Genomic DNA, 10,081 nt, shown 5'->3' on the forward strand with positions numbered 1-10,081 from the left:
GACGGTCTCCGTGATTGCCACACTTACGTCCTTCTCGTCCGAATGATGCCGTGCGTCATCCGCCGAGCGCGTCCGCCGCCCCGGCTGCAAGGTCCCAATGGGAAAGAGTGGAGTGAGACTGGTCACATGGATCGTTCAATGTCGGCCTGAGACTGACATGTCGCCGGGATTACGTCAAGGTGTCGTCCGCGGTTCCATCGGTCGCCGCGGCCTCTTCGAGGGCCTGCGGTGCGTGCTACAGTCCGGGATCGTTGGGCAGGGCGCCGGCAGCACGATGAGTGATGCGAATGTCAGACGCAGTCGATCGGGGGAAGATGGCCGGCGCGAACGATCGCCGCTCAGGCCGCCGCCCCAGCATCGAGGATGTCGCCAAGCTCGCCGGCGTGTCGCGGCAGACGGTTTCCAACGTGCTGAACGGCCGCAAGGCCTACTTTTCCGCGCAGACGCATGCTCGCGTGATGGCGGCGATGGAAACGCTTTCGTACCAGCCGAACCGCGCTGCCCAGACCCTCCGCTCCCGGCGCAGCATGCAGATCGGCTACCACATGTCCGGCGAGGAACTGGACAGGGTGAAAGGCTTCACCCTCAGCTTCCTCCAGGCGTTGATCAAGGCGGCCGCCCGGCGGGGGTATCAAATTCTGGTGTTCACGCACACCGACGAGGACCCGTTGCTCGTGTTCAACGAGCTGATCGCGCGAGGCAACGTCGATGCGCTGATCATCTCGGAGTCGCAGGTGGACGATCCCCGCGTCCGGCTGCTGGCGAACAGCGGACTGCCCTTCGTGTCGTTCGGCCGTCTCGCCCCCGACCTGCCCCAGCAGTGGGTCGACATCGACAACGCCGACGGAATGATCATGTTGATGGACCACCTGGTCGGCAAGGGGTACGGCCGGTTCGCCTACATCGGGGCCGAGGGGGAGGAGTACTGGAAACGCGAACGGCTCCAGGGCTTCGAGCGCGGTCTCGACCGCCATGGGCTGAGCACGGCGAGTGGTGACATCTTCCAGGGCTCTGACGATGAGATTCGCCAGTATGTGCGCCGCGTGTTGAACCGGCGGCGCAAGCCTGACGCGATCGTCACCGGCAGCGACTCCATCGCCGCCGTCGTGGTCAACGTCTGTCATTCCCTCGGCCTGCGCGCGGGCCGCGACATCGCGGTCACCGGCTTCGACGGCGGAGCGATGGGCCTGATCACCGAGCCGACCATCACGAGCGTGCGCATACCGCTGGAGAGGGTCGCCGGCGAGTTGATCGATCGGTGCCAGGCCGAGATCGACGCCGGACCTACCGGCCGCCCCGGAGTCGTGATACCGACCGAGATATTTCCCGGCGGCAGCGCTTAGCGCCCGGAGGGCCGGTGACCTGCCCCTTCATGCCGTTCTCGGCGGTCGCGGGGCCGGATAGCCGTGAGCTGCACTTTTCATTCGGTCTCGAAAGTTACCACCCGATCTCCATGTGCTTGCGGTTGCCGGAGAACGTGCTTTGAACCTTTCATTGTTTGTGCCGGAGGCGGCGGTGTCCGCCCCTTGACGGCCGCCGTAGCCGTGCCGGCGGATGAGGTCCTCCACGGCGGCCCGGGTCTCCGGTGAGACCTCGGAGCGGCCGTTCACGACCTCAGCCACGGAGCGTCGGCGGACGGGCGGCTCCATCTTGCGCAGATGCCCAGCGCCGCGTGTGTGCGGGCCAGGAGCGGTACGTCAAGGAAGCGTGAGCAGGGTGAGGAAACTGTCGAGCTGTGCGGTTAGGGTCTGGGCGGTCTCCAGTGCGGGCATGAGGGTCGCGGTGATCTGCGCGCCGAGCAGCGCGGTGAGCAGGTGCCCGATGGTGTGGTCGTCGGGGATGGGAGTGCGGACCTCTCCGGCGTCGCGGGCTTCGGTGAGATAGCGCCGGAGTTGTTCGCGCCACTCGCGCATGGCGTGCTCGTGTCGTGCGGCCAGGCGGGGACTTGCGAGAGCTTTGTGCCAGAAGGGGATGACGACGCGGGCCTCGTCCAGGGTTGTTTCATCCAGTGGCAGGATCTCCTGGCAGTAGGCCCGCAGGGCCGTCAGGCCGTGTTTGCCGGCGGTGGCGGCGGCCATGCGGCGGCCGGTCTGGACGTAGATGTGGTCGAAGGCGGCGGCCAGCAGGTCGTCCTTGGTCGCGAAGTACGGTTTGAGCGCTCCGTTGGAGAAGCCGGCTTCGGCGGCGATGGCGGCCATGGTGGCCGAGTCCCATCCGGTGCGGGCGATGGTGCGCCAGGCGGCTTCGATGAGCTCCACTCGGCGTTGGTCGTGGTCGACGACCTTCGGCATGGCGGTCCCTTTCCGCTGGTCGGCTGGCGTTTGTGCAGGCTGCTGGCTGATGACCGCCTGTTATGTGCCGCTGTCGGCGAGCAGGTCGAGGACGTGCTGGTGCAGGAACGGCACATACTGCTCGGTCTCGGGCTTCATCAGCACACTGCGCAGGATGCGGCCGTGTGGCACGTCGGCGGTCACCTGGTGTGCGCGCGCGGCCAGGGCGGCGGCGTCGACGGAGTAGGTGGCCACGAACAGCGACTGTGTCCGGGGCAGCTGCATGCCCCGGGTCAGGACGTGGGCGCTGGCCCGGTCTATCTCGGACAAGCGGTCACGGGTGGGGAAGTAGGTGAGGATGTCCAGCTGCGGGTGCTGGTACAGGCTCAGCTGCTCGCCGGCCCTGATGCGCTCGGCCCAGGCCAGCGCGGCGCGCCGGCCGGGGCGCAGCGCCGCGCCCAGGCCCTCGGGCGTCAACGGCAGCAGCCGCAGGGTCAGCCACAGGGCGGCCGCCGCCGCGCCGGCGCGGGAGCACTCCAGCGAGATCTCACCCAGGTGCAGCTCGTCGGAGGTGAAGTAGGTGTAGGGCGATTCGTGCAGGTAATGTCGCGCCGCGCCGGGGTCCTTGAACAGCACCGCGCCGCAGCCGTAGGGCTGCAGGCCGTGCTTGTGCGGGTCGATGACGACCGAGTCGCACTCGGCGATGGCGGCGAAGGGGGCGGCGGCCACACCGTCGGGGCTGTCGTCGGCGATGAGGCGGAAGAACCCGCCGTAGGCGGCGTCGACGTGCACCCGGGCCCCGTAGCGCCGGCACAGCGCGACGATGTCATGGACGGGGTCGACCGCCCCCAGGCCGGTGGTGCCGGTGGTGGCCACCACCGTGCCGATGCCTCCGGCGCGCAGCAGCTCCTCCAAGGCCCGCAGGTCCATCGTGCCGTCAGCCGTCGTCGGGACCGCCGTGCCCGCCACACCCAGCAGGTGGCACATGCGGGAGTGGGTGTAGTGCGCGTCGGCGCTGTAGGCCACCGCCTTGCCCGGGTGTGTCTGGCGGGCGACGAACAGGGCCTCGAGGTTGGCGATGGTGCCGCTGCTGGTCAGGTGGCCCAAGTGCTGATCGAAGCCGAACATGGCCGCGAGCTGCGCCACGACCTCTTTTTCCATCCGCGCGGTCGCCGGCCCGCCGTCCAGGGCGTGATTGTTCGGGTTGATCAGCATCGCGGTGACGTAGCCGATCATCGCTGCCGGGTGCGGTGGCTTGAGCATCTGCCCGACGTAGCGGGGGTGGAAGAACGGATAGTTGTCCCGCAAGCGGGCGCGCAGCTCCTCGGTGGCCCGCTCCAGCGCGCCCATCTCGACGTCCAAAGACGGGTGCGGGCTGAAGCCGCCGTACTCGTCCATCCATCGAGCCATCTCCGCGACGGCGGTCTGCAACTGCTCGCCCAGCGCTGCCGCACCAGCCGGGCCGCTGTGCAGCAGCCGGCCCGCGGTGTGAGGTGTCGTCGCCACGTCGTTACCCCTCCAGATTCGCCCTCACCGTCACCACACCAGGACCGGGGAGGGCCGAGGACCGTTTTTCTATATCCATAGAAAAACCATGGCCGACGGTAGCACCGGGTCGCGAGGCGGTCAACGGTCGGCAACCCCTGCGAGCTTCGGCCTTGACCTGCACGACCCGGCGCATGCGGTGATGAAGGCACCGCTCAGCGGTTCCTGCTCGTCGACGACTGCCCCGAGATCCTCGCGACCCCGCGCCGTGCGGGGATGGCCCCGCCGGGACGCCCGGCTCGCTCACCGGCCGCGAGGCTGCGGCGGGCCTCTCCACTACGTTCCAGGTAACACCCTCCGGGGTGCGATAGGAGCCCGCGAGGGGGAAGCCGGCCATGAAAGAGTTCTCCGACAATGTGCCCGATTTCATGATCTACGCGGAGCCGGCCGACTACATTTCCGACGTGATCGGCGAGGGAGCATATACGAATGGATGAGCAGATGGCCTTCGTGCACGCCCGGCTCGACGAAGACGAACAGATCGCGCGCGCGGCCACGCCGGGCCCCTGGTCATATGACCCGAGCAACGAGTGGTACGACGGCGACGACTTCGTCACCATGACGAACGGTCAGGAGTTCGTCGGTTACGGAGGTCCGTCGCCCTTCCGGGGAGCCATCTGCATCACCGGCGAGGCCGGCCATGCGCAGTCGATGAAGGACGCGGAGCACATCGCCCGCCACGATCCGGCCCGCGTGCTTCGCGACGTCCAGGCCAGGCGGAAGACGCTCCTGCGCTGCCAGGAGGAGGTGCTGTCCGGCATCCCGCGCCTGGTGTGGTTCGCCAAGCAGACCGTCTGGGAAATGGCCCAGCGCTGGGCCGACCACGACGACTTCGACGAGGACTGGCAGCCGTGAACGACCTGATCGCGTTCCTCCGGGCACGCCTCGATGAGGGGACCAGCCAGGTCCTGCGGCGGCTCGATCCCCGCGGCGCAGACGACCGCGTCGATGCGGTGGAACTCGGCGGCGGTGCTTTCGACGAAGGCGGTGATGTCGTGTGGGTCGGCGACGTCGAGCCGCCGCCCGTGCACTGCCCCGGGATGCTATGAGCGGCGGTGAGGTCGAGGTAACCAGAGTACGATCGCCTCGCCCTGGTTGCGGAAGGCCACCTCGTACGCGCCCGTCCGCGAGAGCGTGGCGGGTTGCCCGGGCGGGGCGCGCCTGGATGGACCTCACGACGTTGAGCCGGGACCTCCCTGGCTTGGCAGCAAGCCTGCACTGCCGGAGCTGCTGCGCTGTGCGCAGGAGCACCAGGCCAGCGGGTAGATGTGCGCAGAGCGGTCGAAGGCCAGAGGCGATGGTAGGGAGACAGGGATCGTGCTCCCCGAAGATCGGGAAGAACCCGCGATCGTGACAGGCAGGTAGCCCTGGGGAGTGGGTTCGAGATCAACGGCGGCGTCCGCGGTGAGATCGTCCTCGACGCGTTCTATTCGATCAACACGTTGGCCCGGGTCGAAACAGCCGAGATGCATGGCGACGACAACGAATGGACCGTTACGGCATACGTCATCTGCGCCTGGGAGGACTGACACCACACGGTGAGTTGACCCCTGTCCACGACGAAGAAATGGTCGGGCGGCCGTATGCGAACAGGCCGCCCGGCTTCTTCTGTCGCGGGCGCACCCGCGAATTTGATCAACGCGGCTGAGCTGCGGTGATCTGCCCAGCGAGGTGGCTATCGCCGGGCGCCACCAGCGACAGACCGCAGCCCAAGGCGCGGCTTCAAACCGGTAGATCCTGACCGTGCCCATGGCCCGGCGCATCCCTCAGACCCGATAAGCCCGAAGGACGAACACATGATGTATCAGCACCTCGCCGACGTGCCATCACGGCATCCAACTGCGGCGCAGCCGCGCACCCTGGTGACGGACCCGGCAGGCCTGTTCACCGAACTGATTCGGCTGAACCTGCCGCACGGCGACTACGTCGTGTGCGGCTCCGCCGCCTTATACGTGCGCAATCTGCGGACCTGCATGGGTGACCTAGACGTGCTCGCCCGCGGCGCCGCATGGTGCATCGCCCTCGCCCTCGGAGTCACGCCAAGCACAGCCCCGTCCGGCCACGGGCAAGTGATCAACCACCCGGCGTTCGCCATCGAGTTCGTCGACCGTTGGACACCCGGATGGTCGACTCACTACCTGATCGAAACCGCTGACCTGATCGACGGCATCCCGTTCATGCGGCTGGGCGATGTCCTCGCGTGGAAAGCATGTGCTCGCCGGCCCAAGGACCTGCCGGATATCTCCGCCATCGACAACCTGCGGCGACTGTGGAGCGCACCACTGGCCGGGCCGGTACCCGGACGGCCCCGGCCAAGCCGCGTCCAAGATCGTGCTGTATGAGAACGAGTGGTGGACCTTCGATCCGCGCAACAACCGCAGGCGCAAGGGCGCATCGTGATCGAGCGTGAACGGGACGCATCCGACGTGGCCATGGTCACCACCTTCGGCGCGCCGCTGCTGGAGTCGATGATCGTGTACGCGGAGGAGGTGCCGGCATGATGCGGATCCCGGGGCGCTCGAGGGCGGCGCTTCCTTCGAAGCGCCGCCGTCCGGCGGCGTGTCACCTGCTCGACGCCGCTGCGCGCGGCGACCTCGGTGACGAGACGTGACAACAGGTCGCTGCCTGGCAGGTAGCCAGTGCCGGCTGAGTCGGCGGAAAGGCCACATCCGACGGGCGGCCATTCGTCACTGTGGTGGACGCATCTCCTTGATGAGGGTGTCGAGCGGCACACGAGCGAATCCGATGCGGGTGTCGCTCGCCCCGTAGGGCAGCCATACGGCGTCATCGTGGAGCAGGCTGCCGCAGGAGTACACGACGTTGGGCACGTAGCCTTCGCGTTCGGCACCGTCGGAGGTGAGCAGCGGGCCCGGGAGTTCGGCGATGACGCGGTGTGGCTCGTGGGAGTCAAGCAGCAGGGCGCCGATTGCGTAGTCGCGCATGGGCCCGACGCCGTGGGTCAGGACGAGCCAGCCGAATCTGGTCTCGATGGGGGATCCGCAGTTGCCCACCTGGATGAGCTCCCAGTCCCGGCGGGGCATGTGCAGGGGTTCTGGCCGTTGCCAGCTGTTGTGTCGGTCGAGGGCGGTGAGACCGATGGTCTCGCCGTCGGAACGGCATAGCGCCAGACTGCGTCCACCGACCGGTCGGGGGAACAGTGCCATGCCCTTGTTGACGGCTGCGGGGCCGCGCATGGGAGTGATCTCGAAATGGCGCAGGTCGTCGCTGGTGATCAGGTGAGAACGGATGTGCTGCCCATCGTAGGCGGTGTAGGTGGCGCGATACGAAGGCCGGCCGTCCTCGTCGACGATTCGTACGAATCGCGCGTCCTCCATGCCGTTGCACTCGGCTGCGGTCGCCGGCCAGAGGATTCGCCGGTGAAGAGGGAGATCGGCGGGGAACGCCACGGCGTACTCCAAGCGCGTCGCCCGGCGCATCTCTTCCAGGGTCGACTGCGTGCTGGTGCGGGTGAGCAGGTCAGTGGGGAGCTGGGCGATCGCGTGTTCGAAGTCGTCGTCCTCGAAACGTTCCGGCAGGGATCGCAGCATGCTGGCCGTCACCTCGTTGTCCCAGGCGTCGTCGGAGAGCCCGGCGGCGAGCAGGTCCCGCCGATGATGGGTCAGGTGCCGGCGTCCGACGGACAGCGTCCCGGAGCGGTCGGCGATGTCGAGGTCGGAGCCGGGCCCGAGGACTGCCGTGGCGAAGCCGAGGGAGGACAGATGCCCCTCGCCGATCTGCCGCAGGCTGATCGCCACGCGGAGCTGTCCGGAGTGCAGGCCGGATTGGTCGGGATGGGGGATCACGGACGGGTTGCACACCGCGGCAGCCTCCACGGCGAACTCGTGACTGAAGTAGGCGCCCACAAGGAGGCGGGCCGGCAGGGACAGGTCGACGTCGCGCGGGACGCGATGGCGGATCAGGTCGTGGTGATGGGCGAAGGTCGCTTCGAGATCGTGGTGCCGCCCACCGAATCGCCGCAACGTCTGCTGGAGCATTTCGGTCGTCTGATCGTGGTCGAGGAGCAGGATCCGATCGATCAGCGCGGCGGCCCGGGTACGGGTGAGCGCGGCGTCCTCCCCGGGCACGAAGAGCTTGATGATCACTCTTCGCGGGTCCGGAGTGAGCGTCGGGCCGAGCCGTGTGGCCAGATCCCTGTTGGTCATGAGATCCGCCTGGCGTGCTGCATGGTAGAGATCAGCGCGATGGTGGACTCCGAGCCTTGATTGAGGTTCGGACCATGCTCGGTCAGGCCGTCGTAGCCTCCGCCGGTTGCCGGGTCCCACATCGGAACGCCGGCGTCGTTGGCGCCCTGGAACCACTCCACCGTCCGCCCTACCTTCTCCCGCCACGAAGGGTCACCGGTCGCGAGTCCGGCGGTGGCGCAGGCGTCGGCGAGCGCGGCCACCTCGATCGGCTGCTGGTCGTAGCGGGACTGCGGCGCGCCCTGCCACCAGCCGGCGGCGGGCACGACCGAGAGCCGGCCGTTCCTCGTCTGAACCTCACACAGCCACGTGAGCATGCGCAGACCGACGCTGAGCAGCTGCCGGTCATCGCTCAGGTCTCCAGCGGCGATGATCACCTCGGCGAGAGCGGCGTTGGCGTACGTCAGATGCGGCTGTGGCCACGGCCAGGAGGGGTTCTCCGAGGGAGCGCCGATCGCCTCCACGGCGTTCATCAGCAGGGTGGCGGCCACGGTGCTGTCCGGGGTGGCGCGTAGGACCTCTGCCGCGCCGAGCCCCGCGAAGGCCATGGCGCGCGGATGCGGGGAGCGCTGTTCAGCTCCGAGGGTGAAGGCGTGCAGGGCCTCCTTCCGGATCCACGGAGCGGAGGTGCGGGCCGCCGCGGTGCCCAGGCCCCACATCGCCCGGCCCCACCAGTCGCCGACGCCTGGTCGGTCGCTCCAGCGCCGGTCGAAGCTGAGCCTGTTGTGGAACGCGCCGGAACGATCCTGAGCGTGTGTGAGGAAGGCCAGATAGCACTCGATCAGCCGAGTCAGCCGGTGCGCTGGATGCGGCTCCCGGCAGGCTACGACGAGGCCACGGGCGACGTCGTCGGTGCAGTAGCCGTGATGGCGCAAGACGGTGGCGTGCCGGGCATGCTCGAACAGGCCGGTGTCGTCGCTCATCCGGATCAGGTGTTTGAAACCCGGAGTCCCGGTGCTCACGGCAGCACCGTGGCCGTCGCGGCCGGCCGCTTCGCGAGGAGCGACCGGGCAAGGCCGTCGTATCGGGCCGCGACCGCGGGCCACAGCAGGCTCGGGATCAGGGCATGGGTACGGCCGGTGAGATCGTCGGCCAGCCCGGGTTGCGTGAGGACACGACGTACGGCGGCGGCGAGTGCCCCGGGATCGCCGTGTGGGACGAGAAGTCCTGGACCGCAGGTGAGCAGTTCCACGGCGTGGGGGAAGACGGTGGCGACGACCGGCACGCCCGCGGCCACGGCTTCGATGAGGACGCCGGATGTGACCTGCTCCGCCGAGTCATACGGCAGCACGACCACGTCCGCTGAGCGGATGAGCCGGCTCAGCGAGTCCTGATCCCGGTAGACAGGGTCGTGTCGTACGGCTTTGGACACCCCGATCCGGGCGGCGAGTGCATACAGGCCGTGGCGATAGGCCTCGCCGTGGAGTTCCAGCACCTTGGGGTGGGTCTTTCCGGCGATCGTGTAGATCGGTGGCGGGTCGAGGCCTCGCAGGAGTGCGAGCGCACGCAAGGCCCACTCGATGCCTTTGCCGGGCCCGAGCAGGCCCCAGGTGAGCAGGTGCGGACGGGAGTGGCGCCGAGCCGGGACCCGCAGGTGGTCGGTTGCGCCGTGTGGGATGACGAACACCTTGCCGGCGTCCACCCGGTAGCCGGTCATTAACCGGTCATGAGCGGTGGCGGTCATGGTCACGATCGCGCCGGCGGCGGCCCCGATCTCCTCGAGCAGGGCTTTCTGCCGCGGTGTGGGCCTGGCCAGGACGGTGTGCAGGACCACGATGCTCGGCACTATGAGGCGACGCAGCAGCGGCAGAATATCCTGGCCGTCGGCGCCGGGGTAGATGCCGTATTCGTGCTGCACGATGGCCACGTCGAAGTCCTCGAGAGCGGAGGCCGCGGCGTTCCACCCCTCGGGGCCGCCCGGAGTCCAGGTGTGCACGACCCCCGGCTGGGGCCGGTCGTCGTCGCCTTCCCCGGTGACACGGACGATCCCGCCGAACACGCCGCCCCTGGTGAGATGGGCGGCCAGGGCGGAGTTAAAGGTTGCGAGCCCGCACTGGGTGGGCG

General features: G+C 68.4%; 8 protein-coding genes and 1 pseudogene. 3 read left to right on the forward strand and 6 right to left on the reverse strand.

The annotated features are described in order from the left end of the window. Positions 1–287: 287 nt before the first annotated feature. Positions 288–1,343 (forward strand): LacI family DNA-binding transcriptional regulator, encoded by a 1,056-nt coding sequence (locus tag ACTWPT_RS30475; protein ID WP_443180919.1) that lies wholly within the window; start codon positions 288–290, stop codon positions 1,341–1,343. Positions 1,344–1,697: 354 nt separating this feature from the next. On the opposite strand, the gene ACTWPT_RS30480 is transcribed toward ACTWPT_RS30475, so the two are convergent. After that, complete coding sequence (locus ACTWPT_RS30480) at positions 1,698–2,291, reverse strand: TetR/AcrR family transcriptional regulator (RefSeq protein ID WP_443180920.1); 594 nt, start codon at positions 2,289–2,291, stop codon at positions 1,698–1,700. Positions 2,292–2,351: 60 nt separating this feature from the next. Beyond that, on the reverse strand, positions 2,352–3,776 hold the full coding sequence (locus tag ACTWPT_RS30485; protein WP_443180921.1) for a pyridoxal phosphate-dependent decarboxylase family protein: 1,425 nt from the start codon (positions 3,774–3,776) through the stop codon (positions 2,352–2,354). A 468-nt stretch (positions 3,777–4,244) separates the two neighbouring features. On the opposite strand from ACTWPT_RS30485, the gene ACTWPT_RS30490 reads away from it, so the two are divergent. Next, on the forward strand, positions 4,245–4,670 hold the full coding sequence (locus ACTWPT_RS30490; RefSeq protein ID WP_443180922.1) for a DUF6221 family protein: 426 nt from the start codon (positions 4,245–4,247) through the stop codon (positions 4,668–4,670). A gap of 56 nt (positions 4,671–4,726) precedes the next feature. Here the strand turns inward: ACTWPT_RS30490 and ACTWPT_RS30495 are convergent. Next, positions 4,727–4,846, reverse strand: a pseudogene (locus ACTWPT_RS30495) (hypothetical protein); the annotation flags it as partial. A gap of 765 nt (positions 4,847–5,611) precedes the next feature. On the opposite strand from ACTWPT_RS30495, the gene ACTWPT_RS30500 reads away from it, so the two are divergent. Further along, positions 5,612–6,157: a hypothetical protein gene (locus tag ACTWPT_RS30500; RefSeq protein ID WP_443180923.1), complete on the forward strand. Its 546-nt coding sequence runs from the start codon at positions 5,612–5,614 to the stop codon at positions 6,155–6,157. A 345-nt stretch (positions 6,158–6,502) separates the two neighbouring features. Here ACTWPT_RS30500 and ACTWPT_RS30505 read toward each other — a convergent pair whose 3' ends face one another. The 3 genes from ACTWPT_RS30505 to ACTWPT_RS30515 all read right to left on the reverse strand — a co-directional run. Further along, positions 6,503–7,978, reverse strand: a complete 1,476-nt coding sequence (locus tag ACTWPT_RS30505) for a glycoside hydrolase family 130 protein (protein ID WP_443180924.1) — start codon at positions 7,976–7,978, stop codon at positions 6,503–6,505. Beyond that, a complete protein-coding gene (locus ACTWPT_RS30510) occupies positions 7,975–8,979 on the reverse strand; it encodes a glycosyltransferase (protein WP_443180925.1) in 1,005 nt (334 codons plus the stop codon). The genes ACTWPT_RS30505 and ACTWPT_RS30510 overlap by 4 nt, the downstream gene beginning before the upstream one ends. Then, positions 8,976–10,081 (reverse strand): glycosyltransferase (locus ACTWPT_RS30515; RefSeq protein WP_443180926.1); only part of this gene is annotated, 1,106 nt, incomplete at its 5' end. The genes ACTWPT_RS30510 and ACTWPT_RS30515, both read right to left, overlap by 4 nt.

It is taken from the genome of Nonomuraea sp. 3N208 (assembly GCF_052245935.1).
In the GTDB taxonomy this organism is placed as follows: Bacteria; Actinomycetota; Actinomycetes; order Streptosporangiales; family Streptosporangiaceae; genus Nonomuraea.